General features: G+C 66.9%; 19 protein-coding genes. 15 read left to right on the top strand and 4 right to left on the bottom strand.

All coding sequences use genetic code 11. From position 1 onward, the window contains the following. Positions 1 to 40: 40 nt before the first annotated feature. The 6 genes from ASF44_RS17925 to ASF44_RS17900 are packed head-to-tail and all read left to right on the top strand — an operon-like array spanning position 41 to position 8,209. Entirely contained in the window at positions 41 to 1,924 is a 1,884-nt protein-coding gene (locus tag ASF44_RS17925; protein ID WP_056900594.1) for an ABC transporter permease, read from the top strand. After that, positions 1,921 to 2,691: an ABC transporter ATP-binding protein gene (locus ASF44_RS17920; protein WP_056900593.1), complete on the top strand. Its 771-nt coding sequence runs from the start codon at positions 1,921 to 1,923 to the stop codon at positions 2,689 to 2,691. Before ASF44_RS17925 ends, ASF44_RS17920 begins: the two co-directional genes overlap by 4 nt. Then, positions 2,688 to 3,428, top strand: a complete 741-nt coding sequence (locus tag ASF44_RS17915; protein WP_056900592.1) for an ABC transporter ATP-binding protein — start codon at positions 2,688 to 2,690, stop codon at positions 3,426 to 3,428. Before ASF44_RS17920 ends, ASF44_RS17915 begins: the two co-directional genes overlap by 4 nt. A gap of 31 nt (positions 3,429 to 3,459) precedes the next feature. Beyond that, positions 3,460 to 4,173, top strand: a complete 714-nt coding sequence (gene pncA / locus ASF44_RS17910) for a bifunctional nicotinamidase/pyrazinamidase (RefSeq protein WP_056900810.1) — start codon at positions 3,460 to 3,462, stop codon at positions 4,171 to 4,173. Next, entirely contained in the window at positions 4,170 to 4,667 is a 498-nt protein-coding gene (locus ASF44_RS17905; RefSeq protein WP_082524869.1) for a (2Fe-2S)-binding protein, read from the top strand. Before pncA ends, ASF44_RS17905 begins: the two co-directional genes overlap by 4 nt. Further along, positions 4,664 to 8,209, top strand: a complete 3,546-nt coding sequence (locus tag ASF44_RS17900) for a molybdopterin cofactor-binding domain-containing protein (RefSeq protein ID WP_369820938.1) — start codon at positions 4,664 to 4,666, stop codon at positions 8,207 to 8,209. Before ASF44_RS17905 ends, ASF44_RS17900 begins: the two co-directional genes overlap by 4 nt. 41 nt (positions 8,210 to 8,250) lie before the next feature. Here the strand turns inward: ASF44_RS17900 and ASF44_RS17895 are convergent, their stop codons facing one another. Next, entirely contained in the window at positions 8,251 to 10,209 is a 1,959-nt protein-coding gene (locus tag ASF44_RS17895) for a hypothetical protein (protein ID WP_156374578.1), read from the bottom strand. Between the two features lie 160 nt (positions 10,210 to 10,369). Between ASF44_RS17895 and ASF44_RS17890 the strand changes: the two genes are divergently transcribed. The 9 genes from ASF44_RS17890 to ASF44_RS17850 are packed head-to-tail and all read left to right on the top strand — an operon-like array spanning position 10,370 to position 20,036. Continuing rightward, complete coding sequence (locus ASF44_RS17890; RefSeq protein WP_056900589.1) at positions 10,370 to 11,689, top strand: UDP-glucose/GDP-mannose dehydrogenase family protein; 1,320 nt, start codon at positions 10,370 to 10,372, stop codon at positions 11,687 to 11,689. A gap of 8 nt (positions 11,690 to 11,697) precedes the next feature. Further along, positions 11,698 to 11,949 carry a hypothetical protein gene (locus tag ASF44_RS17885; RefSeq protein ID WP_056900588.1) on the top strand — a complete coding sequence of 84 codons (252 nt, stop codon included), beginning with the start codon at positions 11,698 to 11,700 and terminating at the stop codon, positions 11,947 to 11,949. Next, on the top strand, positions 11,946 to 13,481 hold the full coding sequence (locus tag ASF44_RS32380) for a hypothetical protein (RefSeq protein WP_056900587.1): 1,536 nt from the start codon (positions 11,946 to 11,948) through the stop codon (positions 13,479 to 13,481). The genes ASF44_RS17885 and ASF44_RS32380 overlap by 4 nt, the downstream gene beginning before the upstream one ends. Further along, positions 13,381 to 14,532, top strand: a complete 1,152-nt coding sequence (locus ASF44_RS31185) for a glycosyltransferase family A protein (protein ID WP_162243835.1) — start codon at positions 13,381 to 13,383, stop codon at positions 14,530 to 14,532. The genes ASF44_RS32380 and ASF44_RS31185 overlap by 101 nt, the downstream gene beginning before the upstream one ends. After that, positions 14,529 to 16,214, top strand: coding sequence for a hypothetical protein (locus tag ASF44_RS17870; protein ID WP_156374577.1), 1,686 nt, complete (start codon positions 14,529 to 14,531; stop codon positions 16,212 to 16,214). Before ASF44_RS31185 ends, ASF44_RS17870 begins: the two co-directional genes overlap by 4 nt. After that, on the top strand, positions 16,207 to 17,217 hold the full coding sequence (locus tag ASF44_RS17865) for a polysaccharide deacetylase family protein (RefSeq protein ID WP_056900584.1): 1,011 nt from the start codon (positions 16,207 to 16,209) through the stop codon (positions 17,215 to 17,217). Before ASF44_RS17870 ends, ASF44_RS17865 begins: the two co-directional genes overlap by 8 nt. A gap of 46 nt (positions 17,218 to 17,263) precedes the next feature. Further along, on the top strand, positions 17,264 to 18,139 hold the full coding sequence (locus ASF44_RS17860; protein ID WP_056900583.1) for a glycosyltransferase family 2 protein: 876 nt from the start codon (positions 17,264 to 17,266) through the stop codon (positions 18,137 to 18,139). Between the two features lie 7 nt (positions 18,140 to 18,146). After that, a complete protein-coding gene (locus ASF44_RS17855) occupies positions 18,147 to 19,091 on the top strand; it encodes a glycosyltransferase family 2 protein (RefSeq protein ID WP_056900582.1) in 945 nt (314 codons plus the stop codon). Positions 19,092 to 19,121: 30 nt separating this feature from the next. Further along, entirely contained in the window at positions 19,122 to 20,036 is a 915-nt protein-coding gene (locus ASF44_RS17850; RefSeq protein ID WP_056900581.1) for a hypothetical protein, read from the top strand. Between the two features lie 63 nt (positions 20,037 to 20,099). Here the strand turns inward: ASF44_RS17850 and ASF44_RS17845 are convergent, their stop codons facing one another. The 3 genes from ASF44_RS17845 to ASF44_RS17835 form a co-directional block, all read right to left on the bottom strand. Next, a complete protein-coding gene (locus ASF44_RS17845) occupies positions 20,100 to 20,996 on the bottom strand; it encodes an FkbM family methyltransferase (protein WP_162243834.1) in 897 nt (298 codons plus the stop codon). Between the two features lie 69 nt (positions 20,997 to 21,065). After that, positions 21,066 to 22,181, bottom strand: coding sequence for a glycosyltransferase family 4 protein (locus ASF44_RS17840; protein ID WP_056900579.1), 1,116 nt, complete (start codon positions 22,179 to 22,181; stop codon positions 21,066 to 21,068). A gap of 62 nt (positions 22,182 to 22,243) precedes the next feature. Next, positions 22,244 to 23,701 (bottom strand): oligosaccharide flippase family protein, encoded by a 1,458-nt coding sequence (locus ASF44_RS17835; protein ID WP_056900578.1) that lies wholly within the window; start codon positions 23,699 to 23,701, stop codon positions 22,244 to 22,246. Positions 23,702 to 23,792: the final 91 nt, after the last annotated feature.

The raw sequence follows: 23,792 nt of genomic DNA, 5'->3' as shown, positions 1-23,792 counted from the left end.
CCGCCGCCTCGCCGCGGCGGCAGCTTCCAGAGAATTCCCCATGAGCTTCTCGGGACTCATCGTCCAACTCCTCAACGGGCTCGCTGCGGCGTCCTCGTTGTTCCTGGTCGCGGCAGGGCTGTCGCTGATCTTCGGCGTCACGCGCATCGTCAACTTCGCGCATGGCTCGTTCTTCATGGTGGGCATCTACATCGCCTACACGCTGGTCGACCGGCTGGGCGGCAGCCTGGGGTTCTGGCCCGCGCTGGTGCTGGCCGCCATCGCGGTGGGCGTGCTGGGCGCCATCGTCGAGGTGCTGCTGCTGCGGCGCATCTACAAGGCGCCCGAACTGTTCCAGCTGCTGGCCACCTTTGCGCTGGTGCTGGTGATCAAGGACGCCGTGCTGTGGCTCTGGGGCCCCGACGAACTGCTGGGCCCGCGCGCGCGCGGCCTGCGCGGCTCGGTCGAGATCCTGGGCCGTCAGTTTCCCTCCTACGACCTGTTCCTGATCGCCGTGGGGCCCGTGGTGCTGGGCCTGGTCTGGCTGCTGCTCACGCGCACGCGCTTCGGCACGCTGGTGCGCGCCGCCACGCAGGACCGCGAGATGGTCAGCGCGCTGGGCGTGAACCAGGCCTGGCTGTTCACGGCGGTGTTCGCACTCGGTGCGCTGCTGGCCGGCCTGGGCGGCGCGCTGCAACTGCCGCGCGAGCCGGCCACGCTGGAGCTGGACCTGCACACCATCGGCGCGGCCTTCGTGATCGTGGTGGTCGGCGGCATGGGGTCGCTGCCGGGCGCCTACCTGGCCGCGCTGCTGGTGGCCGAACTCAAGGCCATCTGCATCTGGCTGGGCGTGGTGGATGTGTTCGGCATCAGCGTCTCGTTCTCCAAGCTCACGTTGATGGTCGATTTCCTGGTCATGGCCGCGGTGCTGGTCTGGCGGCCCTGGGGACTGCTGGGCAAGCCGCAGGCGCCGAGCCGCTACGTGGGCACGCCCGAGGCACCGCTGCGCCAGCCCGGCCGCACGGCCATCGCCGTGGCGGCCCTGCTGGGCCTGGTGCTGGTGGCGGTGCCGCTGCTGACCGAAGCATCGTCCTACACCACGGTGCTGCTGATCGACCTGCTGATCGCCGCGCTGTTCGCCACCAGCCTGCACTTCATCATGGGGCCGGCGGGCATGCACTCGTTCGGCCATGCGGCCTACTTCGGCCTGGGGGCCTACGGCGCCGCGCTGCTGGTGCGCAGCGTGGGCATGCCGATGGAGCTGGCGTTGCTGGTGGCACCGCTAGTGGCCGCCGTCGGTGCCTTCGTGTACGGCTGGTTCGCGGTGCGACTGTCCGGTGTCTACCTGGCCATGCTGACGCTGGCCTTCGCGCAGATCACCTGGGCCATCACCTACCAGTGGGACAGCTTCACGGGCGGCAGCAACGGGCTGACGGGCGTGTGGCCCTCGGCCCTGTTCGCCGACAAGCGCATGTACTACTGGCTCACGCTCGCCCTGGTGGGGCTGGGGATCTGGTGGCTGCGCCGCGTGCTGTTCTCGCCGTTCGGCTACGCGCTGCGCGCGGGCCGCGACTCCATGCTGCGGGCCGACGCCATCGGCATCGACGTCAAGCGCATGCAGTGGGTGGCCTTCATCGTGGCCGGTGCGGTCGGCGGCCTGGCCGGCGCGCTGTTCGCGTTCTCCAAGGGCAGCATCTCGCCCGAGTCGCTCAACGTGACGAAGTCGATCGACGGCCTCGTCATGGTGCTGCTGGGCGGCATCCAGACGCTGGCCGGGCCCGTGGTGGGTGCCGTCACCTTCACCTGGCTGCACGACACCGTGGCGCGCAACACCGACTACTGGCGTGCCGTGCTGGGCGGCACCATCTTGCTGCTGGTGCTGCTGTTCCCGCAGGGCATCGCCGGCTTCGCCAAACAGCTTTTCGACCGCAAGACCACACCATGAGCGAGGCGCTTCTCCAGGTCCAGGGCCTGGGCAAATCCTTCGGCGGCGTCAAGGCCGTGGACGGTATCGACTTCACGCTGCACACGGGCGAGTTGCTGGCCCTGATCGGCCCGAATGGCGCCGGCAAGACCACCACCTTCAACATGGTCAATGGCCAGTTGCGTGCCGACCAGGGTTCGATCCGCCTGGGCGGCTATGAACTCGTGGGCATGAAGCCGCGCGCCATCTGGCGCCTGGGCGTGGGCCGCACGTTCCAGATCGCCGAGACCTTCGCCTCGCTGACCGTGGTGGAGAACGTGCAGATGGCGCTGCTCTCGCACGACGGCAAGCTGTTCGCGATGTGGCGCCGCGCTGCCGACCACCGGCGTGCGGACGCGCTGGCGCTGCTGGAGCAGGTCGGCATGCGCGCCCAGGCCGACCGGCCGTGCAGCGAGCTGGCCTACGGCGACGTCAAGCGCGTGGAGCTGGCCATCGCCATGGCCAACGACCCCAAGCTCTTGCTGATGGACGAGCCCACGGCCGGCATGGCGCCCAAGGAGCGCAACGACCTGATGGCGCTGACCAAGCAGCTCGTGATCGACCGCGGCATGGCCGTGCTGTTCACCGAGCACAGCATGGACGTGGTGTTCGCCTATGCCGACCGCATGATCGTGCTGGCCAGAGGCCGGCTGATCGCCCAGGGCAAGCCGCTGGAGATCCGCGACCATCCCAAGGTGCAGGAGGTCTACTTCGGCAGCGGCAAGACCTTCGAGAAAGCCCACGCATGACGACCACCCTGCTCGAGACCAAGGCCCTGCGCGCCTGGTACGGCGCCGCCCAGATCCTGTACGACGTCGACCTCAGCGTGCGCCGCGGCGAAGTGGTGGCGCTGATGGGCCGCAACGGCGCCGGCAAGTCCACCACGCTCAAGGCCATCATGGGCATGCTGGCCAAGCGCGCGGGCAGCATCCGCTTCCTGGACCACGACATCTCGCGCACCGAACCGCACCATGCGGCGCGCCTGGGCCTGGGCTTCGTGCCGGAAGACCGGCGCGTGTTCACCGACCTCACGGTGATGGAGAACCTGGAAGTCGGCCGGCAGCCGGCGCGCCCTCCCGTCCCCGGTGCTGCCGATGGCGCCGACGCGCCACTGTGGACGCCCGAGAAGCTGTTCAAGCTGTTCCCCAACCTGGGCGAGATGCCCAACCGCCCGGGCGGCCGCATGAGCGGCGGCGAGCAGCAGATGCTGACGGTGGCGCGCACCCTGATGGGCAACCCCTACCTGGTGCTGCTGGACGAGCCCTCCGAAGGCGTGGCGCCCGTCATCGTCGAGCAGATGGCGCACATGATCCTGCAGCTCAAGAGCCAGGGCGTGTCCATCCTGCTGTCCGAGCAGAACATGCATTTCGCCGAACTCGTGAGCGACCGCGCCTACGTGCTGGAGAAGGGCCAGATCCGCTTCGAGGGCACGATGGCCGCGCTGGCCGCCAGCGAGGACGTGCGGCGCGCCTACCTCAGCGTGTGATTTCCTTCAACGACAGGAGCCTGCCATGACCATGCAACGCCGAACGCTTCTCCACTCTGCCGCCGCCCTGGGCCTGGTGGCCCTGGCGCCGCCGCTGTTCGCCGCGGCCAAGCGCAAGCCCGGCGCCAATGCGGCGCTGATCGTGGTGGACGTGCAGAACTGCTTCATCGACGGCGGCACGCTGCCCGTCAAGGGCGGGGCCGAGGTGGTGCCGGTCATCAACAAGCTCTCGCTGGCCTTCCAGAACATCGTGGTCACGCAGGACTGGCACACCCAGGGCCATGCCTCGTTCGCGAGCGCGCACGGCGGCAAGAAGCCCTTCGACAGCATCAAGCTCAACTACGGCAACCAGGTGCTGTGGCCCGACCACTGCGTGCAGGGCACCGACGACGCCGCGCTGCACAAGGACCTGAAACTGCCCACCACGCAGCTGATCATCCGCAAGGGCTACAACAAGGGCGTGGACAGCTACTCCGCCTTCCAGGAAGCCGACCGCAAGACCTTGACGGGCCTGGCCGGCTACCTGAAGGCGCGCGGCATCAAGACCGTCTACATCACGGGCCTGGCGACCGATTTCTGCGTGGCCTGGACGGCGCTGGACGCGCGCGCCGCCGGTTTCGAAGCCTACGTGGTCGAAGACGCCACGCGCGCCATCGACCTCAACGGCTCGCTGGCTGCGGCCTGGAAGCAGATGGCGGCCAAGGGCGTCAAGCGCATCCAGTCGGCCGACGTGGAAGGCGCGTGACGGCAGGCCACGGCACCTTCGCGCTGCACATCAACGGCAGCACGCGGCAGTTCGACACGCCGCGCGAGACCTCGCTGCTGCACCTGCTGCGCAACGACTGCGGCTTGAACGGCCCCAAGTACGGCTGCGGCCTGGGCCAGTGCGGCAGCTGCACGGTGCTGGTCGACGGCGTGGCCGCACGCAGCTGCGTGGTGCCGGCGCACGGCGTGGCGGGCCGCCACATCACCACGCTGGAAGGCCTGGGCACGCGCGAGGCGCCGCACCCGGTGCAGCAGGCCTTCATCGACGCCCAGGCCGCGCAGTGCGGCTACTGCCTGAACGGCATGGTCATGGCCACCGTGGCGCTGCTCGCGCGCGTGCCGCACCCCACGGACGCGCAGGTGCGCGCCGAGCTTTCGCACAACCTGTGCCGCTGCGGCACGCACCTGGAGATCCTGGACGCCGTGCAGCGCGCGGCCCGGCTGTGCACGGCTGGCGCAGAGGGCCGCCATTGATGCGTGCCGCGCAGGCAGGCCTGTCGCGTGCGGCGGTGCGCCTGGCCGAGGGCGTGCTGCTGGTGCTGCGCGAGGTGCCGCCGCCACCGCCGCCCGCCCCCGGCCAGCCGCCGGCCGTGGCCGGCAACCCGGCCGAAGGCCCCGAAGTGCTGCTGGCCTGCTGGGACGACGGCAGCGCCACCGGCTTCGCGGGCCATGTGGACCTGGGCACCGGCCTGCGCACCGCCCTCACGCAGATCGTGGCCGAAGAGCTGGACCTGGCGCCGGCGCAGGTGACCATGGCCATGGGCAGCACAGCCAGCGCGCCCAACCAGGGCGCGACCATCGCGAGTGCCTCGATCCAGATCCACGCCCAGCCACTGCGCCAGGCCGCGGCGCAGGCGCAGGCCTGGCTGCGCGCGAACGGCGGGGCCGCGGCGCTGGCGGGCCGGCGCATCGAACTGCTGCTGGACGCTGGCGCACAGACCAAGCCGGTGGAGAACTACCGGCTGGTCGGCCAGTCTCTGCCGCGCGTGGACATCCCGGCCAAGGTGCATGGCGAGCTGGTGTTCGTGCACGACATGCGCGTGCCCGGCATGCTGCACGGCCGCGTCGTGCGCCCGCCCTATGCGGGGCTGGACGCGGGCGAGTTCGTCGGCAACACGCTCGAGGGCGTGGACGAACACTCCATCGCCCACATCCCTGGCGTGGTCGCCGTGGTGGTACAGCGCGACTTCGTCGGCATCGTGGCCGAACGCGAGGAGATGGCCGAAGCCGCAATGGCCGCACTCGCCGTGCGCTGGAAGCCCTGGCCCGGCATGGCCGGCGTGGACCAGGCCGAGCAGGCGCTGCGCGCCAACCCATCCACGCGCCGGCTGCTGCTGGAGCAGGGCCAGGTCGACCAGGCCATCGCGGGCGCTGCCGCGCACATGCCGCGCAGCTACGTCTGGCCCTACCAGCTGCACGCGTCCATCGGCCCGTCCTGTGCGCTCGCGCACTGGCATGGCGAGGCCGCAGGCGGCCCGGTCGCCACCGTCTGGGCCGGCACGCAGAACCCGCATGTGCTGCGCGCCGACCTGGCGCTGCTGGCCGGCGTGGCCGATGCGCGCATCGACCTCGTGCGCATGGAGGCGGCCGGCTGCTATGGCCGCAACGGCGCCGACGACGTGGCGGCCGATGCGCTGCTGCTGTCGCGCGCGGTCGGCCGGCCTGTGCGCGTGCAGCTCACGCGCGCGCAGGAAAGTGCCTGGGAGCCCAAGGGCGCGGCGCAGCTCATGCAGGTCGACGGCGGTCTCAACGCCGACGGCACGCCTGCCGCCTACGACTTCCAGACCTCCTACCCCAGCAACGGCGCGCCCACGCTCGCCTTGCTGCTCACGCGCACGGTCGAGCCTGTGGCCAAGGCCTTCGAGATGGGCGACCGCACGGCCGTGCCGCCCTACGCCTACGCCAACCTGCGGGTGGCCGCCAACGACATGGCACCCATGCTGCGCGCCTCCTGGCTGCGTGGCGTGTCCGCGCTGCCCAATTCCTTCGCGCACGAGTCCTACATCGACGAGCTGGCCACGGCCGCGGGCGTCGACCCGGTGGATTACCGGCTGCGCCACCTGCCCGATGCGCGCGCGGCCGAGCTGGTACGCGCCACCGCTGCCAAGGCGGGCTGGAAGCCGCACACGGCGCCGCAGTCGCAGCCTGCCGACCCGGCGAACGGCGAGATCCTCAAGGGCCAGGGCTTCGCGTACGCGCGCTACATCCACAGCAAGTTTCCGGGCTTCGGCGCCGCCTGGGCCGCCTGGGTGGCCGACGTGGAGGTCAACCGGCGCACGGGCGAGGTGCACGTGCGCCGCGTCGTCGTGGGCCACGACGCCGGCCTCATGGTCAACCCGGCCGGCGTGCAGCACCAGGTGCACGGCAACGTGCTGCAGACCACCAGCCGCGCGCTGAAGGAGCGCGTGCAGGTCGAGCCCGCGACCGGCGTCACGCTGAACCGCGAATGGGGCAGCTACCCGCTGCTGTCGTTCCGCGAGGTGCCGGTGGTGGAGGTGATGCTGATGCCTCGCCCCGGCGAGGCGCCGCTGGGCGCGGGCGAGTCGGCCTCGGTGCCGGGCACGGCCGCCATCGCCAACGCGATCTTCGATGCCACCGGCGTGCGGCTGCGCGAGCCGCCGTTCACGCCCGAAGTCGTGCGCGCGGCGCTGCAGCAGGGCCAGCTGCCGCCACCGGCGCCCGACCCCGTGCCGCAGGCCGAGGAAGCCCTGCGCGCGCCCTCCAGCCTGCCGCCCGGTGCCCGGCCACCACGCCGCAAGCCGCGCTGGGCCATGGCCCTGGCCTTCGTGGTCGGCGGCGTCGCCACTGCCGCGGGTCTGGCTGGCTGGCGCAGCGCCATCGCGCCGGTGCCGCGCCCGGCGCCCGACACCTACAGCGCCGCCACCATCGAACGTGGACGCCTGCTGGCCGCGGCCGGCGATTGCGTGGTCTGCCACACCGCACCGGGCGGCCAGCCCAACACCGGCGGGCGCGCGATGGACACGCCCTTCGGCACCGTCTACACCACCAACCTCACGCCCGATCCGGCCACCGGCATCGGCAACTGGTCGCTGGCCGCGTTCCAGCGCGCCATGCGCGAAGGCATCTCGCGCGATGGGCGCCACCTGTACCCGGCCTTCCCGTACACCGCCTTCACGAAGATGACGGACGAAGACCTGACGGCCGTGTACGCCTACCTGATGGTCCAGCCGGCCGTGGCCCACCAGCCGCCCGGCACGCAGCTGCCCTTCCCGTTCGGGCTGCGGCCGCTGCTGGCGGGCTGGAATGCGCTGAACCTGGATGCGGGCGCCTGGAAGCCCGATCCGACACAGACACTGGAATGGAACCGCGGCGCCTACCTCGTCAACGGCGTGGGCCACTGCGGCGCCTGCCACACGCCACGCGATGCGCTCGGGGCCGAGCGCGGCGGCACGGCCTTTTTGTCCGGCGCGCTGATCGACGGCTGGGAGGCGCCGGCGCTGACGGGCCTGTCGAGGGCGCCCGTGCCCTGGACCGCGGACGGCTTCTACGCCTACCTGCGCCATGGCCACAGCCGCGAGCACGGGGCGGCCACCGGGCCGATGGCGCCCGTGGTGCGTGAACTGGCCGCGCTGCCCGATGCCGACATCCGCGCGATGGCGGGCTACCTCGCCTCGTTCCAGGCGCCAGCCGCGCAGACGCGCCCCGTGCCCACGCGCACGGATGCCCTGCCCGGCCCGGCGCAGCGCCTGTTCGAGAACGCCTGCGGCGCCTGCCACCACGACGGCGACGGCCCCAGGCTGCTGGGCCTGAACCTGCCACTGGCGTTGTCGACCAAGCTGCACAGCGACCGGCCGGACAACCTGCTGCGCGTGATCCTGCAGGGCGTGCGCGAGGCCGCGGGGCCTGAGGTCGGATTCATGCCGGGGTTTGCCGACAACCTCTCGGACGACCAGATCGCCACGCTGGCAGCGTACCTGCGGCAGCGGCATGCGCCGGACAAGCCGGCCTGGCAGGGCCTGGCCGAACGCACGGCGGCGCTGCGCGGCGGGCACTGACGGCCGCCCGGCCGCCCGGCCGGCAAGCCAGTTCCCGTTCGCTAGGGAGTTGGCGCACCCAGGTCCGCTGGCGCCGCGCGCGGCAACTGCAATGCCAGCAACATCAGCAGTAGGAACAGGAACGCCACGCGCGGCATGTCCATGATGCTGCTCACCAACCCCAGCGCGCACCCGCCCGCCAGCGACGCCGCCAGGAACGGCGCCATCGGCTGCCCGCGCGCCGCGCCGAACGACACGCGCCACAGCGCCAGCCCCGCCAGGCCGGCGAAGGCCAGCAGCGCCAGCACGCCACGCTCGATCAACCACTCCAGGTACAGGTTGTCGATGTGCCAGGGCAGGAAGTAGGCATCCACCACCGGGAACCAGTGCGCCAGCCCTTGTTCGAAGCCGGCATTGCGCAGCAGTTGCGCACGGGAACCCGCGGTGAGTTCGAGGTTGTCCAGGTCGACGACGCCGCCGGGATGGGCGATCGCCAGCTCCAGGCTCACCCGGCGTGGCGCCCAGGGCTCGCCGGGCTCCAGGGCCGGGCCGAGCAGGTCCATCTCGGTCCGGCGCCAGGCCCCGCCGGTCGATCCGCGGTGCAGGAGATGCCGCACCTGGCAATCGCGCTCGTACAGCAGATGGCGCTCGCACACCATCACGCGCAAGCGCACGGTCTGCGCCGTCCGCAGGTCCAGCGCGAGGCGGTAGTGCTCTCCGGGGACGAGCGCGACCTGCTGCGTCAGCGCGTACCGGCCCGCCAGCTGCCAGCGCGTCGGCGGCCCGTACAGGCGCAGATGGTGCTGGTCCGCCGCCCCGTCGTCGGCCGTCACCACGGCGGCGCCAGGGAACTCACCCGCGCGGCCCAGGTCGGCATAGCGCTCGGGCAGGCGCCCCAGGCCGATGCCGGTGAGCCATTCGCGCGGCGTCTGCAGGATCGACACGCCGCGCGCCCAGTGCGCCATGCGGCTGCCGAAGTCGTTGTTGGATGCCCTGAGCCTGTCCACCATGAAGCTGCTGGCAAACGCCATCAACAGCACCTGCACCACCAGCAGAACGCGCAGGACCGCGTTGGCACGCCTGCGCCAGGGCGCAACGGGCACCGCGAGCGGCGCGCGCGGCTGCCCGCGCAGCAACAGTCCCGCCACCACCAGGCCGCCGAGCACCGCGCCATACACGCCGCGCGCAAAAGTGGTCAGGCAGAGGTACGCCAGCACCTGCGCCAGCAGCGCCGCCGCCAGCCAGGCGCCGGGGCTGCGCGCCGACACCACGGCCCAGACCGCGAACGGCACGGCCATCGCCAGGTAGGCATCGATGGCGGCACCGCCGACGTGCATCTCCCAGAACAGGCCGGTGATGCGGTAGTCCGACGCGAAATTGAGGAGCCCCGGCATGGCCTCGCGTTCCCACAGGGCTCCGAGCGCGAAGGCCACCAGGCCCGCCACCATGCCCGCCCCGAGCAGCCGCTGGGCGGCCCGCGCTGAATGGCGGACAGCCTCGCGCAGCAAGGGCGCGGCCAGCAGTGCGTACGCCAGGGACTTGCCGACCCGCAGGCTGTTGTCGAACGAGGTGTACACGCCGGACACGTGCGCCGGGGGGCGATGCACATCGGCCCAGGCCAGCCAAAGGCCCGCCAGCAACGACAGCCCCAGCGCATGCCACAAGACCCCGGGCAGCCACGCATGCGCCAGCGGTGCGGCGGGCGCCGGCCGAACCGGCGGCACGGCCAGCCGTGCGTGGCCCGCGGCGAGCGCAGCAAGGATCAACAGGTCCGTTTCGTCCACCGCGATCCAGCCGCTCCACGGCGCAAGGCTCAGCCAGGGCAGCGCCGCGGGCACCATGAAGAGCCACAGCCGCGGCCAGCGCCATGCCACGCCCAGCCATAGCAGCCAGGCGGCGCCGACCCAGGCGGGCGCCAACGGATGCCGGCTGGCCAGCCACAGCCCCAGCACGCCGCATGCGGCCCCGGCCAACGCGCTCGCGCCACGCTGCGCGAGCCGATCGAGCTGCGGACGCGGCATTGCTTGCGATGTGACTGGAATAACTTCGGACTTTCCCGACAAAGTGGACTCAGGGTGAGAAGAGTGGTTGTTGCAACGCAGCACTGTCGCAACTGCTGGCTAACATAGCGACTTTGCCGCCATGGGCGGCGACATTGTCCGCGTCCCACCTCTGCACACCATGAAAATCACCGTCGTTGGAACTGGCTATGTCGGCCTCGTGAGTGGAACCTGCCTGGCCGAAGTCGGCAACGACGTGCTGTGCCTGGACGTCGACCCGGAAAAGATCCGCATCCTGGACGAAGGCGGCATTCCCATCTACGAGCCCGGCCTGCAGGACATGGTGCGGCGCAACGTCGCGGCCGGCCGGCTGCATTTCACCACCAGCATCGAGAGGGCGGTGGCCCACGGCACCATCCAGTTCATCGCTGTCGGCACGCCGCCGGACGAGGACGGCTCCGCCGACATGCAATACGTGCTGGCTGCGGCGCGCAACATCGGCCGGCTGATGACCGACTACAAGGTCGTCGTCGACAAGAGCACCGTGCCCGTGGGCACGGCCGACCTCGTGCGCGCCACGGTCGCGCAGGAGCTGGAGAAGCGCGGCGTCGACGTGCCCTTCAGCGTGGTCTCCAACCCCGAGTTCCTCAAGGAAGGCGCAGCCGTCGAAGACTTCATGCGCCCGGACCGCATCGTCGTCGGCGCCGAGGACGAGCAAGCCATCCTGCTGATGAAGGCCCTGTACGCGCCGTTCCAGCGCAACCATGAGCGCCTGATCGTCACCGACGTGAAGAGCGCCGAACTGACCAAGTACGCCGCCAACGCCATGCTGGCCACACGCATCAGCTTCATGAACGAGCTGGCCAACCTGGCCGAAAAGCTGGGCGCCGACATCGAGATGGTGCGCCAGGGCATCGGCTCGGACCCGCGCATCGGCTACCACTTCCTGTACCCGGGTTGCGGCTACGGCGGTTCGTGCTTCCCCAAGGACGTCAAGGCGCTGATCAAGACCGCCGCCGACAAGGCCGACATCGAGCTCAAGGTGCTGACGGCCGTCGAAGAAGCCAACGACCTCCAAAAGCACGTCCTGAGCGGCAAGATCAAGGCGCATTTCGGCGACCTGCGCGGCAAGCACTTCGCGCTGTGGGGCCTGGCGTTCAAGCCCAACACCGACGACATGCGCGACGCGCCCAGCCGCACGCTGATCGCCGATCTGCTGGCCGCCGGCGCCACCGTGACCGCCTACGACCCGGTGGCGGTGCACGAGGCACAACGCGTCTTCGGCAGCACCGAAGGCTTGCGCTACGGCAACAGCCCGGCCGCCTGCCTGGTGGATGCGGATGCGCTGGTCATCGTGACCGAATGGAAGGAGTTCCGCAGCCCGGACTTCGATGCCATCAAGGCCGCGCTGAAGACCCCGGTGATCTTCGACGGGCGCAATCTGTACGACCCGAAGTTCGTGCGGGCGATGGGGCTGACGTACCTGCCGATCGGGCGCTGAGGCGCGGCATGCGCACGGTCAGGGCTGCGCGGCGCGTCGTGCTCGCTGTGCCATTGCCGCTCATGTGCCTGGACACCGGCGCGGCGCCGCGCCTGCCCACGACCGTCCCGGCGACAGGCATCGCACTGCTGAATTTTCTCTTCGATGTGCGCCACGGCCCGCGCTCCGCACTGGCGGTGGCCGCCGTGACGGCCCGGCAGGCGGTGCCGAGCTTTCAAGCTGATCGACTGCTGGTTTCCAGGGATTTGGGGAGGCCATGACGACCGACACAGACCACTGGGGCGAACGCTTGTTGCCGTGGCTCGTGCTTGCGGCAGGAGTCGCGAGCGGCTTCTTCGCGTGGTGGAACCGAGGCTCCCTCTGGGAAGACGAACTGATCGCCCTCACGCATGGCTTGCAACCCCTGCCAGGCTTCTTCATGGAGGTGGTTCGCAACGACATCCACCCCTTCTTCTACTTCCTGGTTCTCAAAGCCTGGGCGGGCGTGAACATCGGTTCGGACTCCTGGGTACTGTTCAGCTCCCTCGCCATGGCGCTTTTCAGCACAGCGGTTTTGTACGCGATAACGACCCAAGTCCATGGAAGGCGCGCGGCTGCGTGGGCCGCCGCACTGTTCTGCGTGTTGCCGAGCTTCGCGATGATCGCCGGCAATCTGCGGATGTACGGCCTCGTGCCGGCACTGGCGTTGGGTTGCTGGTTCGCGAACCGCGAATTTCTTCGAACCGGCGATCTGCGCGCCATGGCAGCCATCTTGCTGGTACAGGCCATGTTGGCCTACACGCACGCGATCGGCTTCTTCTTCCTGCCATTTTTCGGTCTTGCCGCCTTGTGGCAGCAGTGGCCGACCATGGAACATCCGCGCCTGCACAGGCTGAAGATCTGGGTCGCCGTCCAGGCCTTTTCAGTCCTCACGGTCTTGCCCCTGGCGTTCAGTGCGTTGATCCGGGGTACGGAACCTCTGTCGGCGCCATCGGTGGACAGCCTGGTGCTGTACCCCGCTCAACTGCTGGCCTGGTGGCCGATCGCCCAACGGCAGAGCCTGCTGCTCGGCGGGGTCGTGTTCGCCTTCCTGCTGGCCCTGGGCGCTTGGCGACGCAACGGTCGGGTCACGCTGCTCGCCGTGCCCTGCGGCGCGCTGTTGGCCTGTATGCTGATCAGCAGCCTGGGCAAACCCATGTTCAAGCCGCCGGTCTTCGTGGCCTGCCTCGTGCCGTTCCTCGCGCTGGAAGCGGGTGCAGGCCTGGCTGCCATGCGAGATGGCTTGCTGCGCCATGGCGCGATTGCCGCAGTCGCCGGACTCGCCGTGCTGCTGTGGGCGTGGCCGGCGCCCCAATATGCGGAGAACTACAAGCCCATTGCCGAGCAGGTCGCCGCGAAAGCACAGGCGGGCGAGGTCGTCGTCGTTCCCAACCTCAGCGTGTTCTGGGGCGTCATGCGCTATGCCGTCGGGCCACGTTGGGGGGCGCCGCTGGAGGTCATGCCGCTGCAGAGCAACGCGTCCTGGACCCGGCTCAAGGACAAGCTGGGTCCTGTGTGGGTGGAGCGGCTGGGACTTGCGCCGCGCACCGACCACATCGACCACCGTGGCGTGCGCTTCGTCATCGGCGACACACTGGTCGAAACAGCCCCTCGGGTCTGGGTCGTGCACCGGGCCAACTACAAGGAACAAGTCCGGCTGCCACAGCCCATGCATGCCGTCTCGGTTTCGTGGTCCGGCGACGAGTTGTCCCTCAGCGAGTTGCGGGCCAGTCCGGCCGGCGGCACCACTTACGAGAACCCAACAGCGCCATGAGCGCCTCCGGTTCGACCGTGACGCGATCCAGCACGCCTCCCGCAGTGCCCGCCACTCCCGCAAGCCCCACCTGATGTCTGTCGCAACGCCCGCCATCTCCATCATCGTCCCGACGCGCAACCGCCCGGCCCTGCTGCAGCGTGCGCTGGCCTCGATCGCCGCGCAGCAGATGGCGGACTTCGAAGTGCATGTGGTTGACGACGGCTCCGACGCCGAGCACCGCGGCGCCTACGCAGGTCTTGCAGAGTTCGACGACGCACGCTTTCAATTGCACCTGATCGGCAGCGCCGGCCAACGCGGCAGCGGCCCTTCTTACACGCGCAACTTCGGGCTGGCCCGGTCGCGTGCCGGGATCGTGGCGTTCCTGGACGACGACGACGTGTGGCTGGCGCCCGATCACCTGCGCAACATGCTGGCGGCCTTCCAGGCCGAGCCGCCCGCCGACGCCTACATCTCGAACCAGCAGGCCGTCCTGGCCAGCGGCGAAGTGGCCTCGCGCGCCTGGCTGCCGGGCCTGCGCGCGCAATCCGGCCCAGGCCCCACTGCGGTTGGATTGGCGCAGTTGACCCAGGCCGGCGGCTTCGCGCACCTCAACATCTACGCGTTGCGCAAGAGCATCGCGCTGGCCTCCGGCGGCTTCTGGGAACGCACGGGCTACGAAGAAGACCGTGACTTCTACTGGCGCACCATCGACCGTTGTCGCACCGTCGTCTTCAACCCTGCGGTGATTGGGCAGCACAACATTCCCGACCGCAACCGCCAGCAGAACGCCAGCACAAGCCACTCCCAGGTCGAGCGCTGGCTGCTCTCTGCATTGGTCTCGCAACACATCGCCAGCGAGGTGGCATCGCCTGCCATCTCGCGCATGACCCGTCACTATGAAGGTGATATTCTGCGCCACCTCAGCCGGCACTTCATTGCCCAGGGCAAGTCCAGGACAGCATTGCCTTTCGCCCGCGCAGCATTGGCTGCACGCTTCTCCTGGAAGTGGCTGTTGTATCTGCTCTACATCGCCACCCTCTCCCTCAAGCACGCATCCGGCCCGAAGTGAACAACAGAGTCCTGGTCATTGGCGACGACACGCGCAGTTTCCTGGCAACCGTGCGTTCACTCGGCCGCGCAGGCCTTGAAGTACACGCCGCGCCCTACGACTTTGCTTCCCCCGCCCTGCGTTCAAGGTATATCCGCAGGGTCCATCGCTTGCCCTACTATCTGGACGGCGGAGCCGACTGGCTTGCCGCCATGCAGGCATTGTTGGGCGCAGAGCAGTTCGATCTGGTGATTCCCTGCGAGGAGCGCAGCCTGCTGCCGCTGCACCTCCACCGCGACGTGCTCGAACCGCTGGCGCGGCTGGCCATTCCCGACACCGCCGGAATTGCCAACTTCTTCGACAAGGAGCGCACACGCGCCCTGGCGCAGCAGTGCAATGTTCCAGTTGCCGCCGGACGCGTGCTGGACCGCGCCACGACAGCGTCCGCGCTGGCCACGGAACTTGGCCTGCCGTTGATCGTCAAGCCGCGCCACTCATACGACTGGCCCGAGCTGTACGTGCGCACCTCGGCCCGCTTGCTGGACAGCCACGCCGCGCTGGATGCCTGGCTCGACCAACACCGCGATGCGCTGGAGCAGTATCTGGCCGAGCAGGTGTTTCCCGGCCATGGCCTCGGAGTGTCCGTGCTCTGTGCCGCCGGCACGGTGGTGCTGGCTTTCGAGCACGAGCGCGTGCACGAGGAATTCGGCAGCAGCTTCTATCGCCGCAGTGTCCCGCTGCATCCCGCGCGCCTTGCCGCCTTGCAGTCCATGGCAGCCGTCAGCCGGTACACGGGCCTGGCGATGTTCGAGTTCAAGGAGAACCGGACGGACGGCAACTGGATACTGCTGGAGGTCAACGCGCGCCCCTGGGGATCGATGCCGCTGCCGGTGTCGCTGGGCGTGGACTTCCCGATGGCCCTGTACCGCCTCCAGGTCTTGGGGGAAGCGCCCGTCGACCGCGGCTATGTGCCCGACCGCTACTGCCGCAACCTGCTCAACGACTTCTGGCAGCTTCGGAAAAGCCTGGCACGGCAGAGCCTGGCCTCGGCCGCAGCCTTGCGGGCCATGGCTGCGTGGGCGTGGAGCTTCAGGCGCATTCTGATCGGCCATGAACGCAACGACCTGTGGGTGCGCGACGACACAGCACCTGCATGGCGCGAGCTACGCGACTTCCTGCGCGACCGCCTGGATGGCCTGCGCTCGAGGCTGCTCGGCCCGCGGCCCTCGTCCATTGCCATCACGCCGGGCCGGGTGCGCCGCGTGCTGTTCGTCTGCCAGGGCAACATCTGCCGCAGTCCGTACGCCGAACACCGCCTGCACGCACTGCTGGGTCCCGACAGCGGCATCCACGTGCAATCCGCCGGCATGCTGCCGCGCAACCGGCGGCCCTCGCCGCCGCAGGCCATCAGTGCCGCCGCATCGCGCGGCCTCGATTTGCTGCCGCACCGCTCGCAGGTCGCCACCGATGCCATGGTCGAGGGTGCCGATCTCATCCTGGTCTTCGACCGCATCAACGTGGACAGCCTGCACAAGCGCCACCCGGACGCGATGGCAAAGACCCGGCTGCTGGACGGCAGTGCCGAGATCGCCGATCCGGATGGCAAGGACATTTCCGTGTTCACCACGACCTACCAGCACATCGATACCTGCATGCAGACATTGGTTGCCGAGTTGGCTCCTGGAAAGGTCGTCCATGCTTGAGCGCGCCCGCCACACGCCCGCCCGCCTGCCGGCCGGCCATCCGCCCGTGCTGCTGGTTGTCGTCGACACGGAGGAGGAGTTCGACTGGAGCCGGCCCTTCGACCGCAGCAGCACGGAGACGTCCAGCATCGCCGCCCAGCCACACATCCACGAACGGATCTTCGACCGCTACGGCATCGTTCCGACCTACTGCGTCGACTGGCCGGTGGCCACCACGCCCGCCTCGGTCGCCACGCTGCGGCAACTGATGGAGGCTGGACGATGCGAGATCGGCACCCACCTGCACCCCTGGGTCTGCCCGCCGCACGAGGAAGAGGTCAACACCTTCAACTCGTATGCCGGCAATCTGCCGCCCGACCTCGAGTACCGCAAGCTGGAAAACATGACGCGGGCCATCACCAAGAACTTCGGCCGCGCGCCCATCACCTTCAAGGCGGGGCGCTATGGTGTGGGTCCACAGACAGCAGCCAGCATCGCGCGCCTGGGCTACCGCATCGATGCCAGCGTGGTCCCGCGCACCGCCTTCAAGGCCGACGGTGGCCCGGACTTCACCGCCAGCGACGAACAGCCCTTCTGGTTCCCAGTGGGGGATGCCCGGCTGCTGGAGCTGCCCGTCACCACCGCTTATTGCGGGCTGGCCCGTGCCGCCGGCCCGGCATTGTTCCCGGCATTGCAAGGCAGCCTGGCCCGATCGCTGCGCCTTGGTGGCATCGCCGCCCGCACCGGACTGCTCGAACGTATTCGCCTGACGCCCGAGGGCTGCGATCCGGCTGACCTGGTCCGCCTCATGGACACCCTGCACGGCGCGGGCTGCCAGGTATTCAGCCTCACCTACCACAGCCCGTCACTCGCGGTCGGACACACACCCTATGTGCGCGATGCCGCTGCACTGGAGCGCTTCCTCACCACGGTGGAGCAGGTCTGCCGGCATTTCGCCGAACGGCTCGGCGGCACCTTCATGAGCCTGTCGGCTCTGCACGAGCGTCTGTCGGCAAGGCCATGAGCACCGTGCGAAGGTCGGCATTGCGCCTGCGGGCGGGCATGCATCCATGAACCTCTACGGCGTCCTGATCGCCCGAGACGAGGCGGACATCATCGAGCACACCTTGCTGTCGCTGCGCCAGCAGGGCGGCTTCACGAAGATCTTCTTCTACGACAACGGCTCCAGCGACGGCACGCTTGCGGTGGCCAAGAAGTTCACCGACATCGTGGCCAGCGCCGAATTGCTGACGACGCCTTTTTCCGACCAGTTGAAGTACCAGCTCCTGAACGCGCATGCGCGGGAATTCAAGACCGGCGACTGGATGGCCATCCTGGACGCGGACGAGCTGTACGCGGAGCCCCCTCTCGGCCGGATCGAACAGGCCGAATCCACGGGCGCCAACTGCATCGAGAGCCGATCCGCCCAGTTCTACATGACGCCCAGCGACGCCAGCACCGACTTCGACCCGCAGACGCCCGCCATCGAGCAGCGCTGCCACTACCTCATCAATTACGGCGAGCCGCGCCTGTTCAAACACCAGCCTGAAGTGCCGCTCACCGAAGCCATGGTCAAGCAGCGGCTGGCGCCCCTGCGGCCGGCGCCCGAAACGCTGCTCATCAACCATTTCCAATACCGGTCGGCGACCCAGGTCCAACGCCGCATCGACATTCGGATCGCCAACAACCGCAGCTCCGGCAATTGGGGGCATGTGCAGAAGAACCACTGGAACGAGTACCTGGTCGATGCAGCCCTGCTGCACACCTACGACGGCCAGTTCAAGCACGGACTGCCGGCGCACATCGATCTCTACAAGGTCCCGAACAACGATGCCTACACCGCCAGCACGATGCGGTGGATGCGCAAGCACCGTTACTTGACGCCGGCGCAACTGGACTGCCTGGACGCATCGCGACTCAAGCGCATCCTGCGCCGCTTCCTGTAGGACGCCCATGCCCACACCGAACGCACCGCGGGTCCTGGTCGTCATCCTCAACTGGAACGCCCCGGCCGACACGCTTGCCTGCCTGCAGTCGCTGCGCGCCAGCGACTACCGGAACCAGCACATCCTGGTCATCGACAACGGCTCGACCGATGACTCCCTTGCCGTACTTTCGCGGGAAGAGGGCATCGATCTGCTCGCCAATCCCGAGAACCTGGGCTTCACGGGCGGCTGCAATCTTGGGCTGCAGGCAGCGGCACGGTACGAGGCCGACTATGTCTGGCTGCTCAACAACGACACCCAGGTTGCATCCGACTGCCTCAGCGAACTGGTGCGCGCAGCCCAGGCGGACCACCGCATCGGCCTGCTCAGTCCGGTGCTGTACCACCGCGGCAGCGACAGCATCCAGCACGGGGGCTCGCGCTACCACCTGGACCCGCCCACCATTGAAGAAACCGCGGACCTATCCACGGCCAGGCGTTGGCAGAACGAAACCCCGGAGCAGCTGGTCCTGTGGGGCACTGCGCTGCTCATTCCCCGCGCTACGCTGGAGCGCGTCGGCCTGCTCGACGCGCGCCTGTTCGCCTACTCGGAAGACACCGATTACTCCATCCGCTGCGGGCTGGCCGGCCTGCGCAAATGCATGGTCGACCGCGCGCGCGTCTGGCATAGCTGGAACAACGGCGTGCGCAAGCCCTACTACTACTACTACACCACCCGCAACGACCTGCTCATGTGGCGCAGGCATGTGTCCTTGGCCACCTACCTGCGCGTGGCCTTCTGGAACTACCGGCGCACGGTGCGCGTGCTGGCACGCCTGCAGGACCAACCTGAACATCGGCAGGCCTGCATGCTCGGCTTCTGGGACGGCCTGGCCCAACGCACAGGCATCTACACGCCCGGCCGTCGTGCGCCGCGCGCTCTGCAGGCCATGTTCCGCAACGCGGCACGCTGAATCCCACCCCATCTTACGAGGAGGCCCGACTTGCTCTCCCTGCCTGCACGCATCAAGAACCGCCTGATCCGCGACTACCACTCCAACCGCTTCAACGCGGTTGCACGCCAGATCGACAGGGCACGTCCATTGCAACGCGGCACCCAGCCCTTCACGGTACTGTCCATGGTGCAGCACCGCGACGTCCATGCCTATCTGCTGGCCGCCAGATCTTTCGCCCATTACGCCGATCCGCGCCGCATCGTCGTCGTCTGCGATCCGAGCCTGTCGGAAGAGGACAAGGCGGTCATGCGCCAGCAGATTCCGCACATCGAATTTCGCCGCGCCGACGAGTTCGTGCACCCCGACATTCCACGCGGAGGCACCTGGGAACGCCTCTACGCCATTTCAGAGTACGCGCAGACCGACTATGTGGTGCAGCTCGACGCCGACACACTGACCCTGGCTCCCATACCGGAAGTGCTGGACGCCGTGCGCAGCTGCAATGGCTTCGTGATCGGCGAGAAAGCCGACCAGAAGATCGTCACACTGGCCGAAGCTGAGGCCTATGCCCGCCCATGGCAAAGCCTCTCCTATGTCAATATCCAGGCGCTTTCCGAAGTCACCATGGTGGTCGCCGGACTGCGCATGCCGCTGTATGTGCGCGGCTGCTCCGGCTTCACGGGCTTTGCGCCAGATCCGCGCATGCGCGACGAACTGCTGGACTTTGCCCGCAAGATGCGCGACCACACGCAGGGACGCTGGAACGAATGGGGCACGGAACAGGTGACTTCCAATTACCTGGTCGCCAATGCACATGGCACGCGGCTGCTTCCCTGGCCGAAATACAGCACGCCAGACCAGTCTGCGGCAGCGCCCGTATTCGTGCATTTCATCGGCTATATGCGTTTCATCAACGGCAAGTACGCCCGCGCCGCCCGCCAGGTGCTGCGCACGCTGGCCTGAACCACCAAAGGGCGCCAGCCTGCCCATGACCGGCTGCCTACAGGGCTGGGAAAAAATGAGCCGTCAATTCTGCAATTCGACAGCAGACGCGATCAGAACAAAATAGCTTCGTTGCTCCAGGGTGCTGAGCGGCTTCGTGGCCATGCTGTCGTCCGGTTTCCCGAGGAACAGCTTTTCCAGGAACTTCAACGGCATGCGGATGAAGCCTGGCAGGCTGTCCGGAGTTCTCCAGCTGGCGGGCTTGACCACTTCGTAAAGGTATTGGTATCCACGCTCTCTCAAGAAGTCGAGCGCAGGCGAAGTGCCGCCCTCTATCTCTTTGCCGTGCTGCTCGAACATGACGACCGGCTTTTGCTGGCTCAATATCCGGCTCAAGCCATGCAGTGCCTGCAACTCGTGCCCTTCCACATCGATCTTCACAAAACCGATGTCTGCACCGGCCAGTTCGGCAACGTCGTCGATGGCAACAAGATTGAAAAGTATCTTTCTTTCATTTTCTGAAACCCGGCCGGCCTGGTCTGAATCTGCGACGATCGCGGTCGCACCGACATTCAGAAGCGGGCTGACCGCCATCAACTGCTTTTCGCAGTCAGAGGCCCCAAGATTGTACGCGGTCACGTTACGAAAATTCTCAGAATTGAGCTTCAGAAGCTGGAACGTGCGCGGATGGGGTTCGAAGGAAAAAACATGCGCCGCCTTCTCGGCAAAGAAGACGGTGTGGTTTCCGATATTCGCCCCAATATCCAGAACGACCTTGCCCGCAATCCATCGCTCCAGTTTACGGCCAACGTAATCCAGCTCGTCCTTCTCGTATCTTCCATCGAAATTGATGTATTGGGCGATGTGCTCAAAAGAATAGCAGCACATCTGAGGGTACTTCGCGAGGTTCTGCCTGCGCTTCTTTTCCAGGTAGTGCCAAGCGATGGAACGATTTCTTCCCTCGAAAAATTCTTCGAACATCATTCTTCCTCACCATTCAATTACTCAATCGACAAGTCAATCATGCACCGCGGTTGAAAACTTCATTCTTCAAGAAGTCGCACGCCGTTTCGACAAGGTATCCTCGATCGCCGCAGCGATGTCGGCGGCCTGTCGGAAGATGGAGTACTTCTGCATGGCCCTGGCCCGCCCCGCCGATCCGTGCTCCTGCGCCAAATCGGGACGCGCGAGATAGCGGTCGATGGCATCGTTGAAGCCCTGCTCGTCGTCGACATCAACCAAACAGCCGGTCACCCCGTCGACGACCGTTTCGCTGGGTCCAGCGGCGCGGCAGGCAATGACAGGCAGACCGCAGGCCATCGCCTCGACGATGACCAAGCCGAAACTCTCCAGCTCTGAGGCATGCACCATGAGAACCGCCGACTGGTAGTAAGGACGAAGATCGGCATGGTGACCTGCAAAATGGAAGCGGTCGGCCAATCCTGACGTCGCGGCCAGTTCCTTCCAGGCGGGCAGCATTCCCCCGCTGCCCACGTAGACGAACGCAACATCAGGAAACGCGCCGCTCTCGATGATCCTGGATGCGGCCCTGATCACCCATTCGATGCGCTTTTCAGAGCGTGCCTGCCCAGCGCAAACCACCCAACGGTAACGGGGATCCAGAACGGATGGCGTGCTGGCAGACCGCGGCACGAAATGCGTGCAGTCCACGCCGTCCGGAATCACGACAAGGCGGTCTGCCGGAATCTGCGCATAGGCGCGCAACCACTCGCCCTGCGACACAGCGTTGGCAATGTGCAAGTCGTGCAACTGCCTGCGCAATACGCGCCTGACAAGGAATTTGGCGAACTTGGTGGCCCATGGGTCGCGGCGCGCATGGTCGAAGCTGTCGTTCTCGGTGTTGATGCTTCTCAACCCCGAGCGCCTCAGAAAATCCATATCCAAAGTGCTGGGAAGCGCGCTCATGTAGACAATCGCCACCACGTCATGCCCAACGACGAAATCGCGCAGTTTTGCCTTGGCGCCATCCGCCATGTCGTAACAGTCCAACTCGACGGGCTCCAGAAAGTCAAAACGATGCGCGGAGTTTCCGGTGAGCTTGGGGAAAGCAACATAGCACTTGAATTGCAAGAGATGCCCGGCGACCAAATCCCGCGTGTGTCCGATCGTTTTCCACACGAAACCTTGGTCGTCGGGATAGCGCATGCAAAAAACGATGCCAGGTTTCCTCCCTTGGGAACCATGACTCGACGAGGAAATTGGTACGGTCATTTGTATGCGGGCACCCACGCCCTCAGCTTTTTCAAAAGTACGTTCAACTCATCCATCAACGGGTGAGAAAAAACCTTGAGGGCGAGCAGCCAGACGACACCAACAAGCACGCCCAACCACAGCAGTCGCCAAAGCGGAACTTCGAGCCCCAGTCGATCCATCGCGACCAAGCTCAACACGCACGCAGTGCTGCAAGCCAGCGTCACCAGAAAGCTTGGCAACAGGGACCGCAAGAAAACGCCGATTCGGCAGCCAAAGTATCGCTTTTGCAGGACAAGCAGAATCGGCATGGGGCAAATCGTCGCCCACATCAAAACCCACGCAAACGATTCAACGCTACCCGAGAAGAGCAACGATGCCAGAGCGATCCGAAAGACCGCGGTGAACACCAACGGAACCGCCGAAAGGTACGGCCGGTTGATTGCGTTGAATGCGACCGCGTTGTAGTGAAACATGAGGCTGACCGCCGCAGCCAAGGCAAGTGGCGCGACTGCCGGCACGGCATCGACCCAACCTTTTCCATACAGGACGAGGATGATCTCCTTGCCCACCATGGCCGTGACCGCCAACACAGGCCAGCCGATTCCAGTGACCAATGCGACTGAACGGTTCAAGAGCGGCTCAAGCGACTGCCCTGCGTGGAAAGCCTTGGCAAGATAGGTCTGGGATCCAAAGTTGATTGCAGAGCCAGCCAAGTTCATGAACATGTTGACCGTGGAATTGGCGCGGCTGATCAAGCCCACTTGGTTTGCCGTGCCGATCTTTCCGAGAATCAGATCGGGCAATGCGTTGTTGACGTTCTGAAGAAGATTGGACAGCAAGGCGCCACCGCCAAACTTGAAGATGCCGGCCGTTCTGCGCAGCGTCGGCATCCAGGGCAATCCACGGGGCCGCATGGGAATGTAGGCCAGGCCTGTTGCCACGATGTTGGCAAGATTGGCCCATGCCAGACTCATCGTGCCAAAGCCCGCGTAGGCCAGGCTCAAGCACGTCACGGCATAGGCCAATGTGCCACTCACGCTGGCCCACGCGATCTTCACAGCATCGTAGTCGCGGATCAACAACGACAACATGACAGAACTGAACGGGATGAAGAGGAAACCCAAAGCCAGCACTTCCAATACAGGCTTGACTTCTGCGTACCCGAAATACGCGGCAACGGCCCCACTGCAAGCGTAAATCAGCACAGCAATGGACCAGGTGGATGCGTACGCAACCCCCATTGCGGCTCGGATCTTCTCGTTCGTCAGATCATGTTCGCGCTGCAGATAGGAGCTGACGCCAAACTCCCGGAACACATGTGCAATGTTCACCAGGACGATCGTGATGGAGTAAATGCCGATTTCCCGTGGCGTGAGCAGACGCGCGAGCAGGACCGACACGACGAATTGGACAACCGTCGCCCCGGACGACGACGCGAAGTTGATCAATATCGCTTTGCGAAAACTAGCCATGCTTCTTCTCTTGTTTTCGCGTGCTCGGCATTTGGAGTGCTCGCGCTTGGAGGTCTGGGTACAACAACCATGTGGATCGGATCCGTGGCAC

Origin of the sequence: Pseudorhodoferax sp. Leaf274, assembly GCF_001422445.1 — a bacterium.
In the GTDB taxonomy this organism is placed as follows: Bacteria; Pseudomonadota; Gammaproteobacteria; order Burkholderiales; family Burkholderiaceae_C; genus Pseudorhodoferax.
Note: the sequence above shows the minus strand (reverse complement) of the source record. Positions and strands in the feature narration are given on the sequence as shown.

What these genes read in the sequence shown, in the direction of transcription:
- ASF44_RS17860 (WP_056900583.1), top strand. Translation starts at nt 17,264, where the DNA reads ATGAACCTCTACGGCGTCCTGATCGCCCGAGACGAGGCGGACATCATC.
- ASF44_RS17865 (WP_056900584.1), top strand. Translation starts at nt 16,207, where the DNA reads ATGCTTGAGCGCGCCCGCCACACGCCCGCCCGCCTGCCGGCCGGCCAT.
- ASF44_RS17925 (WP_056900594.1), top strand. Translation starts at nt 41, where the DNA reads ATGAGCTTCTCGGGACTCATCGTCCAACTCCTCAACGGGCTCGCTGCG.
- ASF44_RS31185 (WP_162243835.1), top strand. Translation starts at nt 13,381, where the DNA reads ATGCCGTCTCGGTTTCGTGGTCCGGCGACGAGTTGTCCCTCAGCGAGT.
- ASF44_RS17855 (WP_056900582.1), top strand. Translation starts at nt 18,147, where the DNA reads ATGCCCACACCGAACGCACCGCGGGTCCTGGTCGTCATCCTCAACTGG.
- ASF44_RS17840 (WP_056900579.1), bottom strand. Translation starts at nt 22,181, where the DNA reads ATGCGCTATCCCGACGACCAAGGTTTCGTGTGGAAAACGATCGGACAC.
- ASF44_RS32380 (WP_056900587.1), top strand. Translation starts at nt 11,946, where the DNA reads ATGACGACCGACACAGACCACTGGGGCGAACGCTTGTTGCCGTGGCTC.
- pncA (WP_056900810.1), top strand. Translation starts at nt 3,460, where the DNA reads ATGCAACGCCGAACGCTTCTCCACTCTGCCGCCGCCCTGGGCCTGGTG.
- ASF44_RS17845 (WP_162243834.1), bottom strand. Translation starts at nt 20,996, where the DNA reads ATGTTCGAAGAATTTTTCGAGGGAAGAAATCGTTCCATCGCTTGGCAC.
- ASF44_RS17835 (WP_056900578.1), bottom strand. Translation starts at nt 23,701, where the DNA reads ATGGCTAGTTTTCGCAAAGCGATATTGATCAACTTCGCGTCGTCGTCC.
- ASF44_RS17915 (WP_056900592.1), top strand. Translation starts at nt 2,688, where the DNA reads ATGACGACCACCCTGCTCGAGACCAAGGCCCTGCGCGCCTGGTACGGC.
- ASF44_RS17885 (WP_056900588.1), top strand. Translation starts at nt 11,698, where the DNA reads ATGCGCACGGTCAGGGCTGCGCGGCGCGTCGTGCTCGCTGTGCCATTG.
- ASF44_RS17895 (WP_156374578.1), bottom strand. Translation starts at nt 10,209, where the DNA reads ATGCCGCGTCCGCAGCTCGATCGGCTCGCGCAGCGTGGCGCGAGCGCG.
- ASF44_RS17890 (WP_056900589.1), top strand. Translation starts at nt 10,370, where the DNA reads ATGAAAATCACCGTCGTTGGAACTGGCTATGTCGGCCTCGTGAGTGGA.
- ASF44_RS17920 (WP_056900593.1), top strand. Translation starts at nt 1,921, where the DNA reads ATGAGCGAGGCGCTTCTCCAGGTCCAGGGCCTGGGCAAATCCTTCGGC.